This is a genomic window from Nitrosomonas marina, assembly GCF_900111605.1.
GTDB lineage: Bacteria > Pseudomonadota > Gammaproteobacteria > Burkholderiales > Nitrosomonadaceae > Nitrosomonas > Nitrosomonas marina_A.
Window position 1 is genome coordinate 1 of record NZ_FOIA01000022.1, and the last position, 25,354, is coordinate 25,354.

At 45.7% G+C, this 25,354-nt stretch carries 22 protein-coding genes; 6 read left to right on the forward strand and 16 right to left on the reverse strand.

The features are described from left to right. Positions 1–285 precede the first annotated feature (285 nt). The 10 genes from BMY62_RS10465 to BMY62_RS10505 all read right to left on the reverse strand — a co-directional run bounded on the left by BMY62_RS10465 (position 286) and on the right by BMY62_RS10505 (position 14,568). Positions 286–3,534: a type I restriction endonuclease subunit R gene (locus tag BMY62_RS10465; protein WP_090659387.1), complete on the reverse strand. Its 3,249-nt coding sequence runs from the start codon at positions 3,532–3,534 to the stop codon at positions 286–288. Between the two features lie 149 nt (positions 3,535–3,683). Further along, a complete protein-coding gene (locus BMY62_RS10470) occupies positions 3,684–5,093 on the reverse strand; it encodes an ATP-binding protein (protein ID WP_090659390.1) in 1,410 nt (469 codons plus the stop codon). A 204-nt stretch (positions 5,094–5,297) separates the two neighbouring features. Next, positions 5,298–5,474, reverse strand: coding sequence for a hypothetical protein (locus tag BMY62_RS16155; RefSeq protein ID WP_177170357.1), 177 nt, complete (start codon positions 5,472–5,474; stop codon positions 5,298–5,300). Next, positions 5,471–6,805, reverse strand: a complete 1,335-nt coding sequence (locus tag BMY62_RS10475; RefSeq protein ID WP_090659393.1) for a restriction endonuclease subunit S — start codon at positions 6,803–6,805, stop codon at positions 5,471–5,473. Before BMY62_RS10475 ends, BMY62_RS16155 begins: the two co-directional genes overlap by 4 nt. Further along, entirely contained in the window at positions 6,805–9,126 is a 2,322-nt protein-coding gene (locus tag BMY62_RS10480) for a type I restriction-modification system subunit M (protein ID WP_090659396.1), read from the reverse strand. The genes BMY62_RS10475 and BMY62_RS10480 overlap by 1 nt, the downstream gene beginning before the upstream one ends. Positions 9,127–9,747: 621 nt before the next feature. Continuing rightward, entirely contained in the window at positions 9,748–10,047 is a 300-nt protein-coding gene (locus BMY62_RS10485) for a Fic family protein (protein ID WP_090659399.1), read from the reverse strand. A 444-nt stretch (positions 10,048–10,491) separates the two neighbouring features. Further along, positions 10,492–10,953, reverse strand: coding sequence for a thiol-disulfide oxidoreductase DCC family protein (locus BMY62_RS10490; RefSeq protein WP_090659402.1), 462 nt, complete (start codon positions 10,951–10,953; stop codon positions 10,492–10,494). Between the two features lie 21 nt (positions 10,954–10,974). Beyond that, on the reverse strand, positions 10,975–11,880 hold the full coding sequence (locus BMY62_RS10495) for a hypothetical protein (RefSeq protein ID WP_090659405.1): 906 nt from the start codon (positions 11,878–11,880) through the stop codon (positions 10,975–10,977). Next, entirely contained in the window at positions 11,855–12,373 is a 519-nt protein-coding gene (locus tag BMY62_RS10500; protein ID WP_090659408.1) for a hypothetical protein, read from the reverse strand. Before BMY62_RS10500 ends, BMY62_RS10495 begins: the two co-directional genes overlap by 26 nt. Positions 12,374–12,918: 545 nt before the next feature. Further along, entirely contained in the window at positions 12,919–14,568 is a 1,650-nt protein-coding gene (locus BMY62_RS10505) for a S10 family peptidase (RefSeq protein WP_090659411.1), read from the reverse strand. A 240-nt stretch (positions 14,569–14,808) separates the two neighbouring features. On the opposite strand from BMY62_RS10505, the gene BMY62_RS16160 reads away from it, so the two are divergent. The 5 genes from BMY62_RS16160 to BMY62_RS10525 all read left to right on the forward strand — a co-directional run bounded on the left by BMY62_RS16160 (position 14,809) and on the right by BMY62_RS10525 (position 17,480). Next, a complete protein-coding gene (locus tag BMY62_RS16160; RefSeq protein ID WP_177170358.1) occupies positions 14,809–14,958 on the forward strand; it encodes a hypothetical protein in 150 nt (49 codons plus the stop codon). A gap of 208 nt (positions 14,959–15,166) precedes the next feature. Then, on the forward strand, positions 15,167–15,385 hold the full coding sequence (locus tag BMY62_RS10510) for a hypothetical protein (protein ID WP_090659414.1): 219 nt from the start codon (positions 15,167–15,169) through the stop codon (positions 15,383–15,385). Between the two features lie 50 nt (positions 15,386–15,435). Then, positions 15,436–15,843, forward strand: coding sequence for a DUF4398 domain-containing protein (locus tag BMY62_RS10515; RefSeq protein ID WP_090659417.1), 408 nt, complete (start codon positions 15,436–15,438; stop codon positions 15,841–15,843). A 69-nt stretch (positions 15,844–15,912) separates the two neighbouring features. Then, positions 15,913–16,716, forward strand: a complete 804-nt coding sequence (locus BMY62_RS10520) for an OmpA family protein (protein ID WP_177170359.1) — start codon at positions 15,913–15,915, stop codon at positions 16,714–16,716. 131 nt (positions 16,717–16,847) lie between these two features. Beyond that, positions 16,848–17,480 carry a cell wall hydrolase gene (locus BMY62_RS10525; protein ID WP_256207559.1) on the forward strand — a complete coding sequence of 211 codons (633 nt, stop codon included), beginning with the start codon at positions 16,848–16,850 and terminating at the stop codon, positions 17,478–17,480. Positions 17,481–17,584: 104 nt separating this feature from the next. Here the strand turns inward: BMY62_RS10525 and BMY62_RS10530 are convergent, their stop codons facing one another. Next, complete coding sequence (locus BMY62_RS10530; RefSeq protein WP_090659423.1) at positions 17,585–19,798, reverse strand: RelA/SpoT family protein; 2,214 nt, start codon at positions 19,796–19,798, stop codon at positions 17,585–17,587. 584 nt (positions 19,799–20,382) lie between these two features. On the opposite strand from BMY62_RS10530, the gene BMY62_RS10535 reads away from it, so the two are divergent. Continuing rightward, on the forward strand, positions 20,383–21,117 hold the full coding sequence (locus BMY62_RS10535) for an RNA methyltransferase (RefSeq protein WP_090659425.1): 735 nt from the start codon (positions 20,383–20,385) through the stop codon (positions 21,115–21,117). A 51-nt stretch (positions 21,118–21,168) separates the two neighbouring features. On the opposite strand, the gene argB is transcribed toward BMY62_RS10535, so the two are convergent. The 5 genes from argB to proB all read right to left on the reverse strand — a co-directional run bounded on the left by argB (position 21,169) and on the right by proB (position 25,351). Then, the gene (gene argB / locus BMY62_RS10540; RefSeq protein WP_090659427.1) at positions 21,169–22,056 is read right to left on the reverse strand and encodes an acetylglutamate kinase; all 888 of its coding nucleotides are present in this window, start codon (positions 22,054–22,056) and stop codon (positions 21,169–21,171) included. Between the two features lie 78 nt (positions 22,057–22,134). Next, a complete protein-coding gene (locus BMY62_RS10545; protein ID WP_090659430.1) occupies positions 22,135–22,635 on the reverse strand; it encodes a chemotaxis protein CheW in 501 nt (166 codons plus the stop codon). A gap of 41 nt (positions 22,636–22,676) precedes the next feature. Then, a complete protein-coding gene (locus BMY62_RS10550) occupies positions 22,677–23,042 on the reverse strand; it encodes a response regulator (protein ID WP_090659433.1) in 366 nt (121 codons plus the stop codon). Positions 23,043–23,090: 48 nt separating this feature from the next. Next, positions 23,091–24,203 (reverse strand): acetyltransferase domain-containing protein, encoded by a 1,113-nt coding sequence (locus tag BMY62_RS10555; protein WP_090659436.1) that lies wholly within the window; start codon positions 24,201–24,203, stop codon positions 23,091–23,093. A 38-nt stretch (positions 24,204–24,241) separates the two neighbouring features. Next, positions 24,242–25,351: a glutamate 5-kinase gene (gene proB / locus BMY62_RS10560; protein ID WP_090659439.1), complete on the reverse strand. Its 1,110-nt coding sequence runs from the start codon at positions 25,349–25,351 to the stop codon at positions 24,242–24,244. Positions 25,352–25,354 lie beyond the last annotated feature (3 nt).

Here is a 25,354-nt window from a genome sequence, read left to right on the forward strand (position 1 = left end):
TTGTTCATGTGTTGTCATCGGCCATCCTCCTGTGAAAATATTCGAGGATAACCAGTTCAATTTCTAATTTATATATGGTGGGGCTAAACGCTTACAAATAACTTTCCCTCAGCACCTATTATTTTGCACATGCACATTAAAACTGAAAAATATTGCCGAGTTAACTACTTTAATAAAGACTAGAGTCGAGTCAATATGTTCCGTCACCCCAGGAAGCGTAGAGATCTCCAAACTCTACTGCCGATACCGACATCTTTTCCAAAAGCGTAGTAGGATATAACTTACTCACTTCGTTAACCTCAACAAATCAAACACTACTTTGGCAAACCCTGCAGCTTTGGCAGGATCAGAGAGTAATTGCATCATTTGATTTTGATGTGCGCTACTGCTGTCCATAATGGCGTCGTCAATCGCTTTGGGGAAGTCGCCCAGCATGGCCTGCTCAGGCGTATTATTGGCGATCTGGTTCATGACTGATGCGTTCTCGCTGACTTTGTCCCGGATGGTGTAGGCGTAATTGACCAAGTCGTTGTCGGTTAGATGGTCGGTGATGAAAAGCTCATTCAATCGGCTGATGATCTGTGACAAGAATTCTTCTTTGCTGTCTTTTGCTCTCGCAGTACCGACACTGTCGCCTGGCATCAATTGATATTCAGCCGTATCCTGCCTTAATTTCAGGTCTTGCTGGCGGATTTTGGCAAGCCGATAGTGGCTGAGCATCACATTGCTTAAATCAATAGGTTCTTCTTCAATCACTGCCTCACGCAGCATTGGACGCAGGTTGCGGGCGTACAGGCTGAGTTTCTCCAGATCCTTGTTGTTGTAGTCGACGATCTGCGACATGAATTCATAAAAGCGTACAAAACTACCCAAATCTTTTTTGAAGATTTCCAGCGCATCTTTTTCCTGCTTGCATTCCTTAAAGCTGTTTTCTGCATTGGCTATCAAAATAGCATCACCGGTTTTCTTGCTACGTTCAAACATGCCTTTGGCTTGGCGATAGGCCTCGATGGCGGATTGATAACGGTTTTGCCAACGTTGTACCGCAGGTTTGCAGATATTGGCAATCGCGGCATTGCTTTTATTCTTTTGAAAAAATGCCTGGCAGAATTGCTCGACTTCCTGCCACTGGAAAATACCCGCCGCACGGAGTTTGTCGAACAAATCAAAGATCAAGTCGGGATCAGATACATCAGCCAGTTCCGCTGTCTGGTAGTAAGGCTGGAATGCAGCAAGAACATCGTCCGGGTCATTGAAGAAATCCAGCACAAAGGTTCCGCTTTCCGCTTTTCCGGGATAAATGCGATTTAAACGCGATAAGGTTTGTACGCACTCTACCCCGCCCAGTTTTTTATCCACGTACATCGCGCAGAGTTTGGGCTGGTCGAAACCGGTCTGGAATTTATTGGCGACAATCATCACTTGATAATCGTCGGAATCAAACGCCTTGCGCATATCACGGCCTTTGAGATTTGGGTTCATGTTGCTTTCGGTAAATTTCTCGCCCAACAGGCCGTCAGTATTCGGGTCTTTGCCGCTGAATACCACTTCACCGGAAAACGCCACCATGGCGTGTATCTTTTGATAATTTTTTTCGGCAATGTATTTATCAAACGCGAGTTTGTAACGCACCGCTTCTTTGCGGTATCCGGTCACCACCATGGCTTTGGCATGCCCGCCTAACAGGCCCATGACGTTATCTTTGAAATGCTCAATAATCACCTGCACTTTTTGTGCAATATTGTAGTCATGCAGGCGCATCCATTGGTTGAGCTTAATCCTGGCCTTTTTACTCTCCACTTCCTGGTCGGATGCCTGCACCTTCAACGCCAGATTATAGGCCACCTTATAGTTGGTGTAATTCTTCAACACATCCAATATAAAACCCTCTTCAATTGCCTGGCGCATGCTGTACACATGAAAGGCTTCGGGCTTGTTGGTACGGGAAGGCGGCTCGGCAGGATTGGACAAGCGGCCAAACAATTCCAGAGTTTTGGTTTTGGGAGTAGCGGTGAAAGCAAAATAACTCAAATTGGTGGAGGCACGACGTGAAGCCACTGTCGCATCTAAGATGTCTTCTGACGTCAGTTCTTCTTCGTCATCCTCCCTGGCATCTGTCATCAGCACTTCTTTGAGTTGCCGTGCGGTAGCGCCGGTTTGCGAAGAATGCGCTTCATCAGCGATGATGGCGTAATGGCGCGTTTTTAAACTGACACTGCTTTCAATCGCCTTTAACACGAATGGAAAGGTCTGGATGGTGACAATAATAATCGGCTGGGAAGTTTCCAGCGCCGTGGCCAGTTTTTCCGATTTGGCACCTTCGCCTTCCTGGCGATTGATGCGCGCCACCACGCCGTCCTGATGTTCAAACTGATAAATGGTATCCTGCAACTGGGCATCCAGCACGGTGCGGTCGGTGACCACGATCACCGAATCAAACTGTTTATTACCATCCTCGCCATACAGGGAGGACAATTGATGCGCCGTCCAGGCAATGGAATTGGACTTGCCGGAACCGGCACTGTGTTGAATCAGGTATTTGTGGCCGGGACCTTCGGTGCGTGCGGCGCTGATCAGTTTATTAACCACATTCCATTGGTGATAACGCGGGAAGATCATGGTTTCTTGCTTATATTTGCGCCCTTCCCAGGTTTCTTTCTCCTCAATCTGCAAATGCACATAGCGGGCGAGAATGTTTAACAAATTATCGGGCAACAACACTTCGTTCCACAAATAATCCGTGGCGTATTGGTTAACATCCGCCGGTACCTCATTGCCCGCCCCACCGTCTTGGGTGCCTTTGTTAAACGGTAAAAAGAATGTCTCATCCCCTTCCAGTCGCGTAGCCATGGCGACTTCATACTGGCTCACCGCAAAATGCACCAGCGCGCCACGTTTGAAGGTCAATAATGGCTCAGGCTTTTTAGTGGCAGGGTCAACGGGCAAGCGCGTGGTTTTGTATTGCTTGATGGCATTCTCGGCCGCCTGTTTGAACTCGGATTTCAATTCCAGCGTTGCGACCGGCAGGCCATTCACAAATAACACCAGGTCAATACGCCAGGCTTTGGCTTTGGCGCCGGTTTCTGCAAAATGCGCGTCCGTCACCCAGGGGCTATAGACCAACTCCGGTACCACACGCAAACGGTTTTTTTGATACCGCGCCAAAGTATCGGGATTCAATTCATGTTCAGGTTTAAACTGACACAAACTAAAACGCGTACCGCGATCACGCAACTCATGACGCAACACACCCAAAGTGCCAAAGGTGCGCAGCTCGGTATTCGCCGCATTGGGGTCGGCCTTGTTTAACTGCGCGGCAACGCGCGCTAGAAATTTCTGTTCGGGATTGTTCGGATAAATCTTGCAATACTGCTGCCATTGCGCATCCTGGGTTTCCTTGACAAAGCCCAGCACATCTTCGGGATACAACGCCAGTTCACGATGGTAGTTTTCCGGTTTGCCCAACAACCAGCCATTGGAAAGCATTTGGCGGATGATATCGTTTTGAAAGGTAAATTCATTTTCCTTACCCATGTTTCAATCGTCCTTTACAGACCACAAATCAACTTTCCGGTTAATTTCGGTTTCTACGATCTTCCGGTTGTAATGAAATAAGATATACATAATTTATCAATTGCTTACGGAATTTCATGCCCAGGTACAACAGACAAATTGAAATAAAACTAAGCCCATGCAGGTATGTACCTCGCGTATTTTCGGGAATCAGGCGCACTTGGGTCATTCTTAATCAATCCCTGCTGAACTGCTTCAGAAATAATCTGCGAAATTGAATTACCACTACGTTCAGACAAACCAAATCGATCTCTTAACGTCTGATTTGTCATTTTCTTTCGTAACACCCATTGCAATACATAGTGCTGATAACAAGCACGGACTCGGTCACTGCGGTCCATTGCGCGGAAATCCCGGGGACCGAATATCACCACAACGGTTCTTTGATGTTCTACCAAAAAATCTGGGGCAGGTAATTGTAGAAATTCTGCTGTTTCTACAACCCGGTCTATACCACTGCTTTTTTCCTCACAGATTCCAAAACGACGCATTATGTCAGCCAGCCTCTCGTTACGTGACTGATAACCATCAATAAAGCGCTCAACTGGAACAACAGGTTCTCCCGGGTTCGAAATTTCAACACGGTCAGTGTATATTTCAACAACAGGCGACATGCCCGTAAACTCAAAGCTCTGGTGAATCAATGCATTTGCCATTAATTCTCGAATCACTACCTCTGGAACAAGTTTCACCGCCTTTCGGATTGCATTTTCAATGACTTCATTCTGGGGCAGTTTTCCCATCACATACTGCACTAATCCCTTAAAACCAACTGCATAGCCTTTTTCACCAGTAATATCAGATTCCGTCTGCAACTTTGAATGACCCGCGTAAACCACAACCCGAGCTGCTTTGCGCTGGACGCCTTCAAAATCCCGTAGATTCTTAGCAAGTAATACAGCGCCAATATTTAGAATTGCGTAATTACCATTAGTTGAACGAATAAGTTGTTCCGATTCAAGCCGCTGAAGCACTCCAACCTGGTCTGTCGGATATGGCAGGTTTAACAAATCAAAGAAAGTTTGTGTATCCAAATGTTGGATGACATCTTGGCCACTCAAATCCCTTTTAGCAATCTCTTCCAACCAACTGGGCTGGCCTTCAGCAAATATTTTCCGCAATTGATCTTCGCTCATTGGCACTAATTCTTCACCAGAGCGCATAAGATAGGAACCTTCAAAATGATAGGCCGTCCCTTTTGGCCTGGAAGGAATATGAAAAACTACAACTCTTCCATCTGGGTGCTGAACTTCTTCAATTTCAACACGAAAACCAACTGCATTAAAGAGCTTGGCAGCCATAGTAACCGAATCATTAAATGCCGCCGACCCAACAACGCTTCGCGGCGGCTTATTCGCAACGCCTAAAACCAGATAGCCACCACCTTCATTAGCAATCGCGACACAATATTTATATAGCTTTGTATTATCAAATTGTGTTTTTGCTTCTTTAAATTCCAGATTCTGCGTTTCAGAACGAACACTACGCCACAGATCAATTTGCTCAGGTGTAATCGTCATACTATAATTTTCTCGTTTCCCAACTGAATTACCGAGTAATCCTCATTTATTGCCGACTCATCTAATTCATGACGTAACCACATCCAGCGTGCCAAACATACGCAGTTCGGTATTCGCCGCCTTGGGGTCGGCCTTGTTTAACTGCGCGGCGACGCGTTGTAAAAACTTTTGTTCGGGATTGTTTGGATAAATTTTGCAGCACTGTTACCATTGCGCATCCTGGGTTTCTTTGACAAAGCCCAGCACATCTTCGGGATATAAAGCCAGCTCACGATTATAGTTCTCCGGCTTGCCCAACAACCAGCCATTGGAAAGCATTTGGCGGATGATGTCGTTTTGAAAAGTAAACTCGTTGGCCTTGTCGCCGCCGAATAGACTCATGCGGCAACTTCCTTGTCAGCGGGGTTTTGTTCCGGGGCTTGCCAGTTGCGAACGTCAATCTTGCCGGTGACGGCGGCGGAGATTAGGGCGGTGCGGCGTTCTTGCATTAATTCAATCGCTAACTTTGACTTTTTAATTAGTAGATCGAATTTTCTGGTTTCTATATTAAGGTATTTTAGAATTCCTTCTTGTTCTTGCGTTGGTGGAATCGGGAACTTTATTGGTTCTATATGTTTATTATTAATTTGTGGCACCGTTGATACATCAGCAATATCCGCTAGACCTCTTAATTTTAAAAGGTGTGCAATATATTCTGAGCGTACCTTTTCTCCAATCTCCCAGCCCATAAGATTAGGATCAATTATTGAATCTACTTTCACAATGTTAACCTTATTAGTAAAAATAGCAGCTCCACGTTTTGGGAACACAATATAATTAAATCTAGTTTTTAATTTTCTTCCAGGTGGGTTATCCACGAAAAAGTTTAACCCTTCGAGGTCAAAGCTATCGACAGATAAATTGGAAACCTTTATAAATGGTATCTCCCCTTGAGGCATAACCTCATCATCTGAAACTGATTCCGAACCAAATAATCTTCCTATATATGTTCCTTTAAGTAACTCCCAATGCGCTGGCACTTCACCCAACCACTCAACCCCTGAATCGCGCATGGGGGCATTGGGGTTTAAGCCTTTGGTGACGGCATGGCTAATTACCGCCTGGCGTTTTTCTTTGAGCAGTTTGATGAGCTGTTGTTGTTTTTCGATCAGGGTATCGATTTTGGCCGTTTCGTGGTCGAGGAAGTTGGCGATTGTTTGTTGCTCTTCCAGCGGAGGCAACGCTAACTCTAGAGTAGCAAATTCATTAAACCTAAACTCTGTCGAACGTTCTCGGATACCTTTAGCCAAAGACGTTATGAAGTCTGTGACAGCTAATTGCCTTACTAAATAGCCATAATAAGGCATATAAATCTGATTTGGCTTATTTGGAACACACACCGAGCAAACTGGTGAACATTTGCCATCAGAATCGCTAACTCCGATTGCACCAGCAAAACCATCCATCGCATGAACTAACAGGTCGCCTTTTCTTACTCCTTGATAACCAATTTCTTTGATGGACTCAGTGAAACCGTCAATACGCCTTTTAGACCTAAGTGTAACTTGTCCATCACGAAAAGCTGTTACTACGCCATCTTCTGGTCTAACGTCTCTTTGAAGCCTATTAAACAAATACTTCGACTTTCTTAGCTTCCAGTATTTTGGCATTTCTCCCAGCCACTTTATGCCGGACTCCCTGTATTCTGGATAGGCCCGATACTTCCCGTCCATCACACATGTACCTCTTGTAAGAGCTGCATGATCTCAGCACTCACCTTATCCAAATCCGCATCAATTTCCGCCAGATCTCGTGGCGGTTGATAGACGTAGAAATGCCGGTTAAACGGAATTTCATAACCGACGATACCAATCTGCTGATCCTTGTCGTCTTTTTTGCTGGCGTCTATCCAGGCGTCCGGGACGTGTGGCTGCACTTCTTTGGCGAAATAGGCTTCGTTAATTTCATTGACGGTTTTTGATGGATCAAGCGCGACGTTTTCAAAATCACGCAGGTCGCCGTCGGCTTTATATTCGATGGTTTTGCCGTTGACTTCAAATAGTCCATAAATCAGATTGGCTTTGCCTTTGTGTATTTTTTTGATGACTTTTTCCGCTTGCGGATTCTTCCAACTGACGGCATGGGTGATTTGCTTTTTCTCGCTGGCGTCGAGTTTGATACCCTGCTGATCACATGCGGCTTTCAGGACATCTTCATAGCCGTTCATGTCATCATGTTGCGCGGTGCCGATGGCTTGTTGCAGTTGTTTGGCCTTGTGCAGGATTTGTTGCTGGCTTTGCCAGGTTTTTTTGTCCAGCAGGTCTTTGATTTGTTTTTCTTTGAGGTCGGTGAAATGTTTTTTGACATAGTTGCGAATGGTGTCCTGGTGTTCGGTTAATTCGCCGTAGTTGTGACAGTCGGCGTCGTCTGTCCAGCGCTGGCCGAATTCCTGGTAAATCCATTGCATGGGTGCCGTGAGTGGTTTTGGGGCAAAACGTAACCCGGCAATGCGTTCATCACTGAACTGATAGGATTCTCTTAACGGGCGCTCAATGGTGATGCGGCGGTAACCAAATTCATGCGTGGCAAATAGCTTGCTGGCAAAGGTTTTCGGCGCTTCAGTTTTTACGTTGTCTGACTGGCGGCCACGATTGCTTTTTTGTTCCTGAGGTTTGTCCAGTTGCTGATGGTCGATGGCTTCAAAGCGTCCAAAACAGCGGGTAATAACAGCAATGTCTTCGTCATCCATGATATTGCGCTTGGCCCCCAAAGATTTGCGCATTTTGCCGCAGAGATTGACGCCGTTAATCAGTTGCACCTTGCCTTTGCGCTCGCTGGATTTTTTGTTCGACAGCACCCACACATAAGTGGCTATGCCGGTGTTGTAGAACATGTCGGTGGGCAAAGCGACAATGGCTTCCAGCAGGTCGGCTTCAAGAATATAGCGGCGGATTTCGGATTCGCCGGAACCGGCACCACCGGTAAACAGCGGTGAGCCGTTGAGGATGATGCCAATGCGCGCGCCACCTTGTGAAGCATCCCTGAGTTTGCTGAGCAGGTGCAGCAGAAACAACAGCGAGCCGTCGGAAACTCGAGGTAAACCGGGGCCAAAACGGCCGTCAAAACCTTTCAGGATATGTTCGTCTTTAATATTACCTTCGATCTTTTTCCAGTCGACGCCAAACGGCGGATTGGAGACCATGTAATCAAATTTATTGGCGTAAAGCTGGTCATTGGATAACGTGTTGCCCAATTTGATGTTGGTCACGTCCTGACCTTTGATCAGCATGTCCGCTTTACAAATGGCGTAACTTTCGGGATTAAGCTCCTGGCCAAAGGCGCGCATCACCGCTTGCGGATTTAATTCATGCACGTATTCCATCCCGGCAGACAGAAAACCGCCGGTGCCTGCGGTGGGATCATAGATGGTGCGGATAATGCCCGGCTTGGTGAGCGCATCGTCATCTTCCATAAACACCAGCGCGGTGGTGAGGCGCACAATATCGCGCGGGGTGAAATGTTCCCCGGCGGTATCGTTGGAGCTTTCGGCAAAACGCCGGATGAGTTCTTCAAACACCAGCCCCATTTCATGGTTTGAAATCACCTTGGGGCTTAAGTCCATGGATTTGACTTTCTGGACAATTTTGTACAACAGGTTGGCGTCGTTGAGTTGGCCGATAAACTCGCCGAATTTGAAGTATTCAAAAATCTCGCGGGCGTCTTTGGAGAAATCGTGGATGTAGGATTCCAGATTATCCTTGATATCGGATTCACCCAATCTGGCAAGATCCATTTTGGAAGTGTTGTAAAACGCCAAACCGCCGGCGGCACGGAGCAAGAATTTTTCCTGTGCTTCTTCCTTCAGATTCATATGCCGGACTTTTTCATATTCGGTCAGCACAGCATCTTTGCTGGGCGCCAGCACGCATTCCAGGCGGCGTAACAAGGTAAACGGCAAAATCACGCGGCCATATTGGCTTTGTCTGAAATCGCCACGCAATAGATCCGCTAAGTTCCAGATGTAGGCGGCCAGGTTGTTTGTGTTTTGTATCATTGTTTTATTATTTTTGTGCGTTTCACTACATGGTAACTATTAGCAATACCCCAACTCAAGCACAAACAGACAACAAGTTTAGATTTACTAATAACCATATACTTCTAACATTTTAAAATACGATAATATACAACAATGTACTGACATATTGCGTGATAAATCCATCTAAATGGAAGCATGATTTTTTTATATCAACAGCGACAAAACTGCATTTTCATAGAATAAACGTCAAGTCTATTTATTAATTATTTTAATCACTTTGCACATTCATTTTGTAAATCCACATATTCATTAATCTACAGATCATATTTAGCAATTAAACCCGATACACGGTTATAGCGGTTGAAACAAAAACTGTATTGCAATCTCGGCCAGTCTTTTTCTAGCAAGAACAAATGGCCGCAGAACTTGCGGGATTTTGCTTATCTGTGTCAACAAATCCAGAAAGAGCACTCGGTGATTATCATTGCAGAATATGTTGCAAAAACCCGCGCAACGGTTCAAATAATAGTGTCGATTTTACATATGCGCTTGTTCACAAAATCGTTTAATTTATTTAACAAAACTGTGACATCTTTGACATCCGGTGAGATAAACAAAACTTCATCGATTTTCCGTGGATTACGAATAATGACCGTTGCTTGTGCGGATACGGCCGCAATCATCTGGATTGCCCAACAATCTGTCAACAACTTGTTTTTGTATTTTTTCAACTGTTTTCAGGTTGAGCGTAAATTTTCCAGAACGCACCAAGGTATAAAGTGTTTGTAATGCCTTATTGTAGTTAAGTTCTTCGCATTCAGTATCACGAATATGCACTTTCCTGATTTTGAACAGTTTTTTTACATCGGTTAAGGGTGGCGGATTGCCTTCAATACTGGTTGAAGCATAAGACGATAGTTCTCTGGCCTCCAATTCCAAACGTGCCAGTGTTTTTGGTTCATGCCAAAGCTTTTGATTTCGACAATCGCTTCACCAATTTCACGCATGGTCGAAAGCAGCTTGTCTGTAATAGTATATTTGGGTTTCCAGCTCATAGCTGAAATATGGCTCTAAATTAGCCGAAACGCAATATATTAATAGCCGTAAATAGCCGTAAATAGCCTTAAAGTAGCCGATAGATAACGCTTATATCATTGACATTGATTAATAGATATTGGGGTCAGAATTCAGGAGCAGGTGTTTCCGAAAATATATTCTCGTTAGTCCATGTAATATCCATTCCCATTCTTCAAATATGCGGCAAATTGATGCCACTCAGCATCTTATCCATTGCACATGCACGCAAGGCAAACATGGCGAGCGCAAGAAGTGCATTTGTTGTGCAAAGCTGGCCATCAACGTTTTAAGATATATTATCAATTATCAACACAAATCCGTGTACTCCTGGGGCAGCTCAGTCAGAAAGTACTGACTCATTTCTGCGGGTTGTGTCTCACAGTAATCATGTTGGCCGAACCAATTATAGCGATTCTGTCCGATTTTATTGTAGATATAATCGCGCAGGATTTTTGGAACTATAGTAGTCAATGAAAATAAAGGCCAGGGCATTTGCAGTTTCTTACTGATTTGGATAAAAGCGGTACTTTTGATATAGGGGCGGCCATTGTCAATGAACACGAAACTGTCACGGTAATTCGACGGAAAACCGAATTGGGCTAATAATGCCTTGCCAAGTGTAGATTGTAACGGGACAAAACGAAATACTTCGTTCCGGTCGCGTTTAATGATAAATCGTACGGTGTGATCACATAGATTACAGATACCATCGAACAATACCAGTGGGTGTTGAAATAATTGGGCGTTATTGGGGATTTTTATTGTCATATGAATGATTTGCCGGTATTTCTAATAAATCGGCATTACCATACGCCAGGGGATTTGATAAATAATCAGCAATAGTATGCACATCAGATACAAGCGGCCGTAGTTTTTCCAATATGTCTGACTGACGGCATACCCCAGCACACTGAGCGTCCACCCGAATCCATAGACAGGTGCAGGCACATAAGTGGTCACAATGAACAATAACAGCGACCAATGCCCCAGCTTATCCATTAATGGAGTGCGGAACATGAAAAAAGCTGCAATGACCAGTTCGATAATGACGACCCACCAACCAATTAACCACGCCAGGGTTTTCAGCAATGGCGGAGAATAGACTTCGATGGAACTCAAATCCTGGTCAAGGTAGGCCTGTTTCAAATTAAAAGCAGCCACGTGGTTACTGGCCAGCTGTTTCATGTCTAGGCCAAAAAAGCCGAGGAACACATCAAAGCGTTCATCGGCGATGAAAGTATATTCAAAAAATGAACCGTCCAGGTAAGGGTCGCTGGAATAGAGCTTCCAAAAAACAGACATACCCATCAGCAAAATAATCAGTAAACGTGCATTGCCCGATATAATCCTCAACTGGTTGGCTGGCGAGGCGGAGAATGCGCAAAACAGCATGATCGTGACATAACTCAAAAGAAATTTGTGGTTGTCAACCGGATGCCAGTGATACAGTATTGAGAAACCGCTGATGCAGGCAAACGCAAACCAATAGCGGGGATCACGTAATAATTCACGGTAAAGTAATGCGGTTATGGCCAGAAACATGGTAGCAATCTTGGCAAACCAGGTGTTATAACCATAAAACAGCAAGATGAATAAAACTAACAACGGTATGATATCCAAAGGTTGCATCGCGGTTAAACGATGCAGAAAAGCTTTTAAACTGATGGCCTCAGGACGGGTTGTTTGGGTAGGCATATTCGGTATATTTGTAAGTTTTAATGGTGCTGGTTTTACTGTCGAATCGGGTCTTCCATAACTCTAAAACAACACCCTCGATGTTAATCAGCTGTTCTGTATTTTCAATATGTGCTTTGTGAATGTAGACCAGAACCGGCCGGTAATTGTCTTGCTTATGTGGATCTGAAGTAAATGTTCCCGAATGAATCCAGTTAGCCTGATAAATCTGCCGCGCAAGATTTTCCAGGTTTTCCGCGGTAGGTTCAGCGCGTGCAATGGTGGCCGGTACGTTGAATTCATCTTTGAGCTGTACCGGAATGGTTTCATGTCCGACATGCAAGTAGACTTTGAAGAAACGTGAATCAATGGTATCTACGGATGAAAACATTCCAAAACCGCCACCTTGCCAGGTAGATAAATCAAAGCTGTGCACACGATAGAACTGGTTGACGACAACCAGAATAGCAATGAGTGGTGTCACCCATAGCAACACCTTATCAATTTTTTTCATAGTGCTGAAATACTAAAATTGGGAATAACCAGTTAATTGTATAGAGGCAACTAAATACTGCATAAGAACTATCCGAAGTGACTCATGTTTTTTGGGATGAGCGCCAAACAGGAAAGTAGCTAAACGGAAGTGTTTTAAGTAAGATATTGTCTTAAGAATTAATTGACGATTATTGTTTGCGAATAATCAGGCAGCGAGTTAATTGAGAAACTGAATCGTTTAAAGTGCAATCCAGATTGATTTGGTACTTTTTAAATAATGTGCCGATTATACCAATTTATATGGCAATTGTTTTGACGAAGTGGATAAACCTTAATCGACACATTGGCCAGTACGGTTCAATCTTGATATTACTGCCTGGTTCAGTGAGCTTGTCAGTGTGCGGCAAGGCGTGCCTTGCAGGTAATAACTTGTATTTTTGCAAATAAACGGTTAGTGGGACAATCTCCGGTCAATCGACAAAAATGCCACTTATATCAACACCGTTAATCATATAGCGTTCGTTCGTTGAGATCGCACAGTTTGATGATAATCTCATCAAAAATTTATAACGCCTGGCGATAAAATTGCTGCGCATCCTTGAACATGGCGCCAAGGGAACGTTTGTGCAAATAAGGCATATGTCCACCATGGTAGACTCTGAGTCTTACATTACCGACCAGTTGTGTATCCAGCGCCATCTGATTAATCATTATTGCAGAAGCGAAATAAGGCGTTACCAGATCAAATACGCCATGCATAATCATTACCTGCATATCGGGATTCATACTCATTGCCTGCTTCAAATCCGAAACCGCTTCTGCAAAACCCTGCTGACCATGAATTCCAGAACGCCAGTTCCAGGATCTGGATACCTGTTTGTTCAGCAACAGGTAGGGTACAGCAACTTTAAAATTTAAATTTTCACGAATATAGTGATTCATTGCAGATATCAGCGGTACATTGAGCTGATCGAGATAAAAATCCCGTCCGACATCAGATTGTATGTCTGGTCTCGGATCGATCAGCGTGATCGATGCATCATACAAGCTCAGCAACCGGCGCTTGTCAGCAAGCAATGCTTTAACAAAACGACCGGATCGCACACGTCCGCGATTTCGCAACAAAATATCCTGACCCAAACCCGCAAAGTTGCCAGCCCGTTCAATCCAGTCCGGCCTGTTGACTCCACCCGCCAGGCCGGACAAATATCCAGTCATTGCAAAACGCTCTACATCTGCAAGAGAAGTGCGCGGATCGTCTGTCTGATAGTCGATTAGCCGTCCGTTTTTCTGGTGGACAGCGGCAGCTGCAGCATAGCTTGGCAACAGAGATACCCATGGCCAGAGACTGCGATCATTGCCCAGTAGAAAACCGAAATCCAGCACTGGTGAAATCAGTGTCACTCCGCTTGGGGCAATACCGAATTCGGATTGCAGCAGCCTGGACAGGCGCGCAACCCTGAAACCACCATAACTCTCCCCTACCAGGTAAACGGGAGATAACCAGCGACTCTCCTCTGTCAGGTAGTTGCGTATAAACCGCGACAAAATATCTGAGTCTTCCTCAACTCCCCAGACTCGCTGACGTGAATGCGATTGGCCGGAAGAACCTGATTCTGGAGAACGTTTATCGGAATCACGCTCGTTGCTCCCAGCCTGTTCAACCCTGCGGCTGTATCCCGTTCCAATAGGATCGACGAAAACAAGGTCTGTAAAAGCTAGCCAGCTTTCCGGATTATCCGCTATGCGTGCCGGAGGAGGCGCAACCGATCCACCCTTGTTAAAAACAACGCGCCTGGGGCCCAGAGCACCTAGATGCAGATAAGCAGAAGCGGCGCCCGGACCACCATTGAATACAAATGTTAATGGACGTTCTTTTCCGTTCAGGTTTTCCTGCTTGTACGCCACGTAAAAAATTTTGCCAACAGCTCGGGACTGGCTGTCATGCACTGTGAGCGAGGCTGCAGTGGCTGAATAAACAATCTCTGATGTTTCCGTTGTCAGGACATGCGAGGTCACCGAACGGATTGATTCATCAAGCGCTCGCGCTTTATCTTGAGATTCATCCTGCGCTGAATTGTTTTCAGTCGCATGTACTGTGACTGTTACCAGAACAAAACAACCCCAGGCAATAGCTTTTTTCCCCATACACCACAATCGGTTAAGATACAACTCAGGCCGTTTCATTTTCACATTGTCGCTGTTGTATGTCATGGCATTTTTCCGCAGTCATTTTCATATGGTAAGTAAAACCAATTGTATGAATTCAACCTGGAATCTGTCTACAATCTGCATGATGAAAAAGGAACAAAGCTTGCCATGTCCACAATTTTGCTATATGAATGTTCCGAATTGGTAATTTTTCAGTCTTCAACAGATCGCAGCTGTCTGCCATTCTAATTAGCAAACGACTGTTGATATTACAATGAAATAAAAACATCAAACGGAGAGCAAATGAAAGTTGAAGTTACAGTAGAACTGGATATTAATCTATCAAAGGCCAGTATTACAGATATTAAAAAAATTCTGGATGAAATGATCAATGCCAAAAAAATAGATGTACTGGAATCAGTCCACATAAAAGACATCAAATTAGGCAAATGACCCGCCATAGTATCAGAACCAGCGAGAATACCGGCTACAATGTTCTTTACAAATTCATGCAACCTGTAATAGGTTAATATAAACAGTAAGGATTGCTTTCTATGTAGCCAGAACATCACCAATCGTAGACAATAGGATATATATGCCTGTTCTTAAACGATATTTAATCAGTTTTAACATGCATTTTTGCTCATAAAGGAGAAACCAAATGAGTAATAAACTCGAATTAATGCTGATACTGATAATTTTTTGTACCATCACCGGCTGTGCTGCGCTGGTAGGCGCCGGCGCAGCCGGTGGTGCATACGAGTATCAAAACAAGCGACAACTGGATGAACTGGAGAGGGAATTCAGCGACGGCATAATCAGCCGCGAAGAATACCTGAAACGCAAAAAACAAATCAATGAAGGATCAGTCATTTACTGAATCAGTTTGCTGAAAAACCTATTTTGTCAATCATCTGAGGAGAAACTGTGATGAATTTTTTTCGCATCAATCAGAATACAAGTGACAACGGATTAAAGCAATTTTCAGGCATGGCAAGCTATATTTCGACAGTCATGGTATGTCTTGTGCTAGCAGCTTGTGGAAGCACACCAGTCAGCGAGAGCCGCTATGCCAGCGTTCAAAAACAAATCAAGGAAGCCGAGGATCTTCATGCTGGTAAAGTAGCAGGAGCAGAGCTTTATGAAGCGCAAAAAAAGTTTGAAGATGCACGAAAAGCGGACAATGATGGTAAACGCAAAAAAGCACTTCGATTACTTAAAGAATCTGAATTACATGCTGAGTTAGCAGAAACAAAAGCGACTCGTTCACGTGCACAAGAAATGCTGGATGAAATTTACACGGGATTAAGAACGTTGGAAAAAGAATTGAATGAATAGCCATTGCGGCCAAAGTAATGCATTTTCAATGAAATGGTCTTGAAAAGCCAAAGACAGCAGGAGGATATTATGAATTTCAAGCTTGGTTTATTAACTTTACCATTGTCTGTATTTCTGATCTCATGTGCCAGCAATCCGCCAAGCCAATCCTTGATTGATGCTGAAAACAGATATAAATCAGCATTAATGATTGAAGGCATTCAGAATTCGGATGCGCAGCGTATGGGGAATGCAAAAGAGGCACTTGAAAAGGCAAGAAAACTCCAGGATGAAAACGAATCACATACCTTAGTTGACCATTATGCATTCCTTTCAATCAAAAATACTGAAATTGCCGAAGAACGGCATCGCCTGAAACAAATTGAACAGGAAACCGAACAGGCGAAAGAAAAGCGTCAGCAACTCATGCTTGAGAATAAAGCAAGTGAACTCAGAGACGCCAAAATTGAGGCACTGAAACTTGCTTCCCAGCTTGAAGCCCTAAAAGCTGAGCAAACTGAGCGCGGCATTATCATGACACTGGAAAATATTCTTTTTGCATTCAACAGTGCCGAACTTCAACCCGGTGGCGAAATGACTGTCACACGTATCGCAGATTACCTCAACAATTACCCGAATCGATTTGTGTTGATTGAAGGTTTTACTGACAGCGTTGGCAGCAATGAATACAATCAGAAACTGTCAAGGCAGCGTGCCGAATCAGTACAGCGCTCATTGGTAAGACACGGTGTTAGTCCTCGCCGTATCAGCGTAGCTGGTCTCGGTGAAGCCTATCCTGTCGCACCTAACACGACAGAAGCCGGCAGACAACAAAACAGAAGAGTCGAAATCATTATAGCCAATGAAGACGGCAAACCGATCTTAAAACGCTGAACAATCGGCAACCGGAAAATTTCCAACGTCGCCAACAGTCATTGACAAACGGCACCAGAGATACAGCAAAATCTTCTTGGTTCAATTTCAGAAGACTGTCTGTGTTTCTGCTCGATACGTAAAAATCAAATATGCAACACGAAAGTTTGGGTGTCCTGGTCGCAGTGTTCTTCTGGTTTAGTCCTGCATTGGCCGCCGGCGATCGGCCAGACACAATGGAAACTTCAGAGAACGCAGAAAGAGCTGAAAACAAGGCAATAATCCTGGAACAGAAAGCTGTAACTGATGACCAGGCATCATCCTCTGCAACGCTCAGAACTATAGCGAAACATGAAGCACAGGCAGTCGATCCGGATGGTGAAGAACCGCTGGATGACGCGATCACATGCCTTTCACGCACCATTTATTGGGAAGCCAGAGGCCAGCAGACAACAGAAATGGAAGCGATCGCCAGCGTGGTTATGAATAGACTGAACCAAGGTGATTTTCCCAACACAATCTGTAACGTGGTCAAGCAAGGTAACGAACAGGGTTCCTGTCAGTTTTCATGGTGGTGCGACGGACGTCCCGATGAAGCCGACGAAGAAACTTATACAATTGCGAAAGAGATAGCTCGCAGAGCATTGAATCAGCAGTTAACAGATCGCACGCAGGGCGCAACATTTTTCCATCATCGCGATACCAGGCCAGATTGGTCCATGGAATTTATCAGAACCTCCGAAATCGGAGAACATGTTTTTTACAAAACTGACAGTGCAAAATAACCGATAAGGCAGTTTTTTCTCACCCAAAAAACACATGCTTAAAGCCGCGCCGCTTTGGTTATTAATTGCAGGACACTTCATTTCGCCCTGCACAAACCGGGCTTTCACTGGTTTTTACGTCGTGCCACTGTCACACCAGCAAGTTCCTGCACCAATATCAGCACCCGGCTCAATTGCTTTATTTCCTTGACTTCGAGGGTCAGCTGAATGTTTGTCATTCCACGGCTGGTCTGGGTATTCATCGCGGTTGCGTTTACACTCTCTCGCGACAGAATTTCAGAAATATCGCGCAATAGCCATTGCCTGTCGTGTGCCCTGACTTCTACATCTACCGAAAATGCCCTGTCACTGATGGTCCCCCAAACCGCATCAACCTTGCGGTCAGAATTTTTTTGCAATAATTGCGGCATATTCAGGCAATTCTGGCGATGTATGGAAATGCCACGTCCGTGCCGGGTTACAAATCCGACGATTGGATCAGGCGGGACGGGTTTACAGCATTTTGCCAACACCGTTAACAGCCCGCCGACACCACTGATGTAAATATCATTGCATGCATGCTGCGACACCGAACGCGTCGTTGTTTTCTTTTCTACCCACGAATCTGGTTGCGTTGCGGGGGGCAAATTCCGACCAGTTAGCGCCGTTTCAAGCATGCGCTGACTGATTTCTCCCCTGGCGACAGCTACGAAAAAATCGTTAGTACGTGAAAAATCAAACTGAGCAGCAAGCTTGTCAAGGCTCATTGCTGTTGCACCGTAACGCTGCAGCACTTTTTCCACCATTGAGCGCCCCTGTGCCAGAGTTGTTTTGAATGCCTGATGATTAAACCATTGCCTGACTTTGGTTCGTGCACGTGCGCTTTTGAGGTAACCCAGCGCATCATTCAACCAGTCGCGGCTTGGGCCACCAGATTTGGCAGGCAAAATTTCCACTTTCTGCGCATTCTGCAGCTGATAATTCAATGCCACCATGGTTCCATCGACTTTCGCACCACGGCATCGGTGTCCCAGATCGGTATGCACATGATAAGCAAAATCCAGTGGCGTTGCACCCTTCGGTAAAGCAACCACATTACCCTGCGGGGTCAGCACATAAACTGAATCCTCGAATAACGCGGTCTTAAAATGTTCGGCCAATTCATCACCGCCTGAAACATCGTCTTTCCATTCAAGAATCTGCCGCAACCAGGCGATTTTCTCCTCATAGCGCGCATCACGGGTTGATCCTTCCTTGTACCGCCAGTGCGCGGCAACACCCAGTTCTGAATAACGGTGCATTTCATGCGTGCGGATCTGAATTTCCACCACTTTGCCTTCCAGGCCGGCGACAGCGGTATGCAGTGAACGGTATCCATTGCTCTTGGGTTTGGCAATATAATCATCAAACTCTTTCGGAATGGGCATCCACAGACTGTGCACGATACCTAATGCCGCATAACAATCTGAAACATCCTCCACCAGAATACGCACCGCGCGGGCATCGTAAATCTGGTTAAAATCCAGATTTTTGCGTTTCATTTTTTTATGGATACTGTAAATATGCTTGGGACGGCCATTTACTACAGCACGGATACCGGCCTGCAACAACGCATTTTTCAGTTCAGCGACAACTGATGTAATATACTGCTCTCGGCTGACACGCGTTTCTTCAAGCAAGCGTGCAATTTTTTTATATTGCGTCGGGTCGAGTATGCGAAACGATAAATCCTCCAGTTCCCATTTGATTTGCCACAGGCCAAGCCGATTGGCCAACGGTGCAAAAATATCCATTGTTTTCAATGCAATATCCATACGCCCGGAAATGTCGATTGAAACAACATGGCGCATGGTCTGTGCTCGGCTGGCTAGCATAATAATGACTACACGAATATCTTCCGCCATCGCCAGCAACATTTTACGCAGCGTTTCGACCTGCGAGATCTGTTTGGCTACATCACCCTTGACACCCAGAGTCTTGATATGTCCGATGCGTCCCATTCGTGCGACACCTTCTACCAGGTGCACGACCGTTGGGTTAAAATCGTTTTCCAGTTGAAAGACACATTCATCCAGATAATTCGGCAGCACATGCAATATCCCTGCGATCAGGGTATCCGTATCGACTTTCAACGTGACCAATATCGATGCCGCTCCAAGTATATGCTGCATTACCGGTTCACCCGTTGAAAGACATTGCCTGTCATAGTATTGCGAAACATAATTCAGTGCAGTCTTGATCGCAGCCTGTTCATCGGATGAGAACCGTGCCGCAATTGATTCAAACCAGGCAGTGATTTCAATCTCACTGGCAGTAGAGATATGTGTTGAAGTAATCATTCCTATCAAATTGCGTAGTTATCGTGTTTATTAGTATCAGCAGACAGTTTTGGCATGACAGATGTTCACTGAATTTGATCGTCTGTATGCGCAGTCATCCAAAGCAAAATGATCACTGCTAATGACAGTGTTGTTGATAGTATTGAAAACCTATTGCAAATTAATAATTCTAAAATGCACAAGTGTTCCGAGACCATTATGTCAATTTTAGAGGGCTACCTGATTTCAAAACTTTGTATCTAACCCGGTCATTGTCATAAGATCATTGTAAACCTTCAGGACCACGGCACCAGGTACTGTGCTGAATATTCCAAAAAAGTCCGGTCACAAGTATATGAACCTAAACAATTGGTTAAAAGAAATCTCGGCAACAGTCAAGATGCAGCAGCCAGCATAACTCTGGAATTCATATCGGCGTGTTCAATTTGTACCCACAGTCCATTATAGCCAACTTGTTAGCCAACTTGTCACTTGGCTGAAAACACAAATACTCCTTTCGAACATAGCGTAACTATCAGACCAACGCTGCTGCAAAACGGTTTTGCTTGAACAATGCTTGTTCATTCCTTATCATCGGCAGCAAAATGAACGCATCTCCTCTAGACAATATACGTATCGTGCTCAGCCATACAAGCCATGCTGGCAATATTGGCGCGGCGGCGCGAGCAATGAAAACTATGGGTCTGCGCTCGCTGTATCTGGTTAACCCTGTGTCTTTTCCTGATAAAGAGGCAGACATTCGCGCGGTCAGCGCCCGCGACTTACTCGGTCGGGCCAGAGTATTCAACACCATCGACGAAGCGTTGGAAGATACAGTATTTGCGGCAGCATTAACTTCACGGTCACGCGAACTCGAGCATGAAACCTACGATGCGCGCGTCGGGGCGGAAATTTTGCTGAAAAATGCCCAGCACCACCCGGTTGCACTCGTGTTCGGAGCGGAGACATCGGGGCTGACAGCTGTCGAAGTCAGCAAATGTTCTGTGAAGATTGTTATCCCAACCAACCCGGATTACCCTTCGCTCAATCTGGCCAGTGCCGTGCAAGTCATGGCGTATGAGCTGCGCATGGCGCTAATGCAGGCCAAACCTGTCAAACCGAAGCAGACGGAACCGGCTACGCTGAACGAAATAGAATTATTCTACCATCACCTTGAACAGATCATGATCCGGGTTGATTTTCTTAATCCGCAGCAACCCAAGAAACTGATGCAACGCCTTCGCCGGTTGTACGCACGTGCCCGGCTGGAGAAAGAGGAACTTAATATACTGCGCGGGATTTTAAAAGCTGTTGAAAAACATTTATCCAGCAAACCGTAATATCACTGTAATTGTGATTCCCTGCCTGTATCCACTGTTGCGAGTAACCGGTCACAAATCACGGATCAGGGTGCCGACGCCCTGATCTGTCAGAATCTCGAGCAGGAGTGCGTGTTCTACGCGGCCGTCTATAATATGGCATGACTTGACGCCTTTTTTGACCGCATCCAAAGCAGAACCAATTTTCGGCAGCATGCCGCCGGAAATGGTACCGTCTGCAAACAATTCGTCGACACGCTGCGCAGACAGCCCCGTCAGCAGTTGCCCGTTCTTATCAAGAACGCCTGGCGTGTTGGTCAACAATATCAGTTTCTCGGCACGCAGAATCTCGGCCAGCTTACCCGCCACGAGATCGGCGTTGATGTTATACGATTCGCCGTTCTCACCAACACCGATCGGAGCAATCACCGGAATAAAATCCTGACTGTCAAGCAGGGTAATCAGTGAAGGATCGACAGACTCAATTTCACCGACTTGGCCAATACTGATCCACTCCCCAATCTTATCGCGGTCTTTTACAAGCATTTTTTTAGCACGAATAAAAGCACCGTCCTTCCCTGTCAAACCAACCGCTTTACCGCCATGGCGATTGATCAGGTTGACAATATCCTTATTGACCGACCCACCCAGCACCATTTCCACCACATCCATGGTTTCTGCATCGGTAACCCGCATGCCCTGAATAAATTCCCCCTGTTTGCCCACGCGCTTGAGCATAAGATCGATTTGCGGACCGCCGCCGTGAATGATCACTGGATTCATGCCAACCAGTTTCAGCAGCACGACATCGCGCGCGAAACCCTGTTTGAGATTTTCTTCAACCATTGCATTGCCGCCGTATTTGACGACAATGGTTTTGCCGTGAAAACGCTGGATATATGGCAATGCCTCTGCCAGTATCTTGGCTTTGTCTCTGGCGCTGGATTGTGAAATTGACATACGCGACCTATTGATACATTGAATTAAAGTTATCGATACAAAAGCACATTACTCGCGTTGCCCAGTTACTGGAAACATTTAGCGACCAATCTGCAGGAAGCGTTTTTCTCGAATAAGCGATCCCAGATCAAGCGCGTACCACTGCCTGTCTTCCCTGTCCCGGTAAATATGCGTGACCCCATTTCGCAGCTCTCCATCGGCAGTGTGTTCCAACTCGAATTCTGACAAATTACGAATGCCCAGCAGATTAGGCACAACAAATCCACAATTGATTTTTTGACTGGTTGCAATCAGTAAAATACGCGATTTCAAACCTAATGGCTCCGATTCGCCGCTGAGGTACGTACCCAGATTGGTGACGCCGTAAATATTCCCGTGTGCATTGATTAAACCAAGGAACCAAAGCTGTGTATACGGCACAGGGACAACTTCAGGCACCTGAATCACCTCACCAATTTCTCTCATATGCACAAGATAGCGCGCCTCGCCGATTAACAAACCAAGCACCATTGCAGACAGTTCGGCAGCATCAGTATTCGTCACATTTTCTCCACCGTGTTGATTATCTTTTATTGTCATGCCATCATTTAGTATTCTATCAATATGATATTGATAGAGTACTAGCTCAGCCGGGATATTTTCTGCAACAATTCCGATGCCACAACGGGTTTGGCGATGTAATCTCTGGCACCCTGACGCAACCCCCAGATTTTATCGATTTCCTGTCCCTTTGTGCTACAAATGATGACTGGAATATGTTGCAGTATCTGGTCTTTTATAAACATTCGTGTTGCCTGAAAGCCGTTGATTCCGGGCATTACCACATCCATCAGCACGAGATCGGGATGCTCTGCTTTTGCTTTGACAATCGCCTGCTCGCCATCTTCCGCCATAATCACCTGATAACCTTGCCTGGTTAAAATGCCGGAGAGCAGATGCCGCTCCGTGGGAGAATCGTCGACGATCAGTATCTTGTTAATTGTCATGATGTTGATTTAAAAACACGATAACCCATCAGCAGTCTAAACCCGGAATCACATATAACGCAATATGCTTCTTGGGTTTTTCCATTTGATCTGGCGATAAACCCTGCAAACTGGATAAAGCATCAGCAGAGCCAAAACCGTCATCAAATAGGTTGTTTCAAGACCACCACGATCAAAAACTAACCTGAGCAGCGCCAGAATAGCAAAATGTGCGAGGTAAAAAAACAGCGCTGTCTGTCCGAACACCTGAACAATGCCGTTTTGGCGTGTGCCGATAATGGGTTCGAACCATATTAAAATGGCCAGTATGATTGCCATCAACCCCAATTCCAGCAAAGTATAGGAGAGGCTGGGTGGGTATTTGCTGACATGCAGCCATTGTACGACGGAACCACCTTCAAGCCACATAAACATGTTGCCATAACCGTCTAGTCCGCGGATTACAAAAAATATCACCAAAGCACCCAGACCATATACCAGTAGCAATCGTTTGACGGGTAATTGATCCAGCGGTTTCGACACCAGCCATACACCAAACACCCAACCCAGCATCATCATGGCAAGCCAGGGTACGACGGGATATAGAACAGAATAAGTATCGCTAAAATCTGGCACAAAAGTCAGTGCCAGCCAAAACGACACATCACCGCCAGGTTCCCAAAGCATGCTTAGCAACCACTCGCTGCCAGCCAGAATAACCATCGCCACAAAACCAACAATCCAAGCACGTACCCGGCTTATCCATACCATTAATATCATGCTGATACCGATAGCATACAAAACCTGCAGCACAGGCTTTCCTGAAGCCAGCGACAAAACGAAAATATCGAGTAGCGCTATGAAGGCACCCCGTATCAGTAAGTCACGGTCAATTTTAGCTTGCGACATTCCTTGCTGCAGACGCTGCGCATGACTGACAGCTACAGAAGTCCCTGTCAGAAAGATAAAAGTGGGTGCGCAGATATGTGTAATCCAGCGAGTCAGAAACTGTCCGGTTGCCAAGCTGTCCCCGCTTTCATGCAGCAACACCGAATCAGTAAACAGCCGCCCTTCGTTAAAAAAACTCGACGCATGATCCAGCGCCATCAATATCATAACGATACCGCGCATCCAGTCAATTGCTGCGATCCGGTTCTGACTTTTATCCAATGGTTTGATCATGACTCACGTGTTTCAGACAAAGTCTGAGATTATTTCAATTAAAGCAATGCCAGATTATTGCGGTGAATCAGTTCCGCTTCATCCACATACCCCAGTATGGTCTCGATATGTGTACTGGCTTTGCCCATAATTTTCCGTGTTTCCACCACATTATAATTAATCAATCCACGGGCCACTTCTCTACCCTCCGGAGTTAGACATGCAACCGCTTCACCACGCTCAAAATCGCCGGCGACACCTGTCACACCGATTGGCAACAAGCTCTTTCCATCAATCACCAGTGCATTGACCGCACCATGATCCAGTGTAACTGTGCCACGTACCTGTAAATAATCGGCGAGCCACTGTTTTCTTGCCGCCAGTACAGGAATTGTCGCCTTCAGGCGTGTACCGATTGCTTCGCCATGAGCCAGGCGTACCAGTACATCTTGTTCGTGACCAGATGCAATAATTGTATGCGCTCCACTGCGCGCTGCACGCTTGGCCGCCATGACCTTGGTCAACATCCCACCGCTGCCTATACTGCTGCCTATACCACCGGCCATTTTCAAAAGCGCAGGATCGGCTACGCTTACTTCAGACAGCATTTCCGCATCATGATTCCTACGCGGATCACTGGTATACAAGCCAGCCTGGTCGGTCAGTATTACCAGGGTATCAGCTTCAATCAGGTTAGTTACCAGCGCTGCCAGTGTATCGTTGTCACCAAAACGGATCTCATCGGTGACTATGGTATCGTTTTCATTAATAACAGGAATGATATCCAGCTTAAGCAATGTCGTCAGTGTAGAGCGTGCATTCAGATAACGCTCACGATTTGACAGGTCACCATGCGTCAGCAAAATTTGCGCCGTCTTCAGTTCGAATTGATCAAAACAGGCTGCATACGCCTCCGCAAGCCCCATCTGGCCGACGGCAGCCGCTGCCTGCAGCTCATATAATGCTGTTGGTCGCGCGTTCCAGCCTAAACGCTGCATGCCTTCGGCTATCGCGCCCGAAGAGACCAGCACGATTTCCTTACCCATGTGTTTAAGCCGCGCAACCTGCTTAGCCCACCCCCTTAAAGCGGCATGATCAAGTCCCTTTCCCTGATTGGTGACCAGACTGCTGCCTACTTTGGTAACGATACGCCGTGCTGTATTCAACATGAT

Bases quoted from the DNA above. Each gene is read 5' to 3' on its own strand.
- BMY62_RS10510 (WP_090659414.1), top strand. From the start codon at position 15,167: ATGAGTAATAAACTCGAATTAATGCTGATACTGATAATTTTTTGTACC.
- BMY62_RS10555 (WP_090659436.1), bottom strand. From the start codon at position 24,203: ATGATCAAACCATTGGATAAAAGTCAGAACCGGATCGCAGCAATTGAC.
- BMY62_RS10520 (WP_177170359.1), top strand. From the start codon at position 15,913: ATGAATTTCAAGCTTGGTTTATTAACTTTACCATTGTCTGTATTTCTG.
- BMY62_RS10475 (WP_090659393.1), bottom strand. From the start codon at position 6,805: ATGGACGGGAAGTATCGGGCCTATCCAGAATACAGGGAGTCCGGCATA.
- BMY62_RS16155 (WP_177170357.1), bottom strand. From the start codon at position 5,474: ATGAGTCTATTCGGCGGCGACAAGGCCAACGAGTTTACTTTTCAAAAC.
- BMY62_RS10495 (WP_090659405.1), bottom strand. From the start codon at position 11,880: ATGCCTACCCAAACAACCCGTCCTGAGGCCATCAGTTTAAAAGCTTTT.
- BMY62_RS10525 (WP_256207559.1), top strand. From the start codon at position 16,848: ATGCAACACGAAAGTTTGGGTGTCCTGGTCGCAGTGTTCTTCTGGTTT.
- BMY62_RS10550 (WP_090659433.1), bottom strand. From the start codon at position 23,042: ATGACAATTAACAAGATACTGATCGTCGACGATTCTCCCACGGAGCGG.
- BMY62_RS10480 (WP_090659396.1), bottom strand. From the start codon at position 9,126: ATGATACAAAACACAAACAACCTGGCCGCCTACATCTGGAACTTAGCG.
- BMY62_RS10490 (WP_090659402.1), bottom strand. From the start codon at position 10,953: ATGACAATAAAAATCCCCAATAACGCCCAATTATTTCAACACCCACTG.
- proB (WP_090659439.1), bottom strand. From the start codon at position 25,351: ATGTTGAATACAGCACGGCGTATCGTTACCAAAGTAGGCAGCAGTCTG.
- BMY62_RS16160 (WP_177170358.1), top strand. From the start codon at position 14,809: ATGAAAGTTGAAGTTACAGTAGAACTGGATATTAATCTATCAAAGGCC.
- argB (WP_090659427.1), bottom strand. From the start codon at position 22,056: ATGTCAATTTCACAATCCAGCGCCAGAGACAAAGCCAAGATACTGGCA.
- BMY62_RS10465 (WP_090659387.1), bottom strand. From the start codon at position 3,534: ATGGGTAAGGAAAATGAATTTACCTTTCAAAACGATATCATCCGCCAA.
- BMY62_RS10545 (WP_090659430.1), bottom strand. From the start codon at position 22,635: ATGACAATAAAAGATAATCAACACGGTGGAGAAAATGTGACGAATACT.
- BMY62_RS10470 (WP_090659390.1), bottom strand. From the start codon at position 5,093: ATGACGATTACACCTGAGCAAATTGATCTGTGGCGTAGTGTTCGTTCT.
- BMY62_RS10530 (WP_090659423.1), bottom strand. From the start codon at position 19,798: ATGATTACTTCAACACATATCTCTACTGCCAGTGAGATTGAAATCACT.
- BMY62_RS10515 (WP_090659417.1), top strand. From the start codon at position 15,436: ATGAATTTTTTTCGCATCAATCAGAATACAAGTGACAACGGATTAAAG.
- BMY62_RS10500 (WP_090659408.1), bottom strand. From the start codon at position 12,373: ATGAAAAAAATTGATAAGGTGTTGCTATGGGTGACACCACTCATTGCT.
- BMY62_RS10535 (WP_090659425.1), top strand. From the start codon at position 20,383: ATGAACGCATCTCCTCTAGACAATATACGTATCGTGCTCAGCCATACA.
- BMY62_RS10505 (WP_090659411.1), bottom strand. From the start codon at position 14,568: ATGACATACAACAGCGACAATGTGAAAATGAAACGGCCTGAGTTGTAT.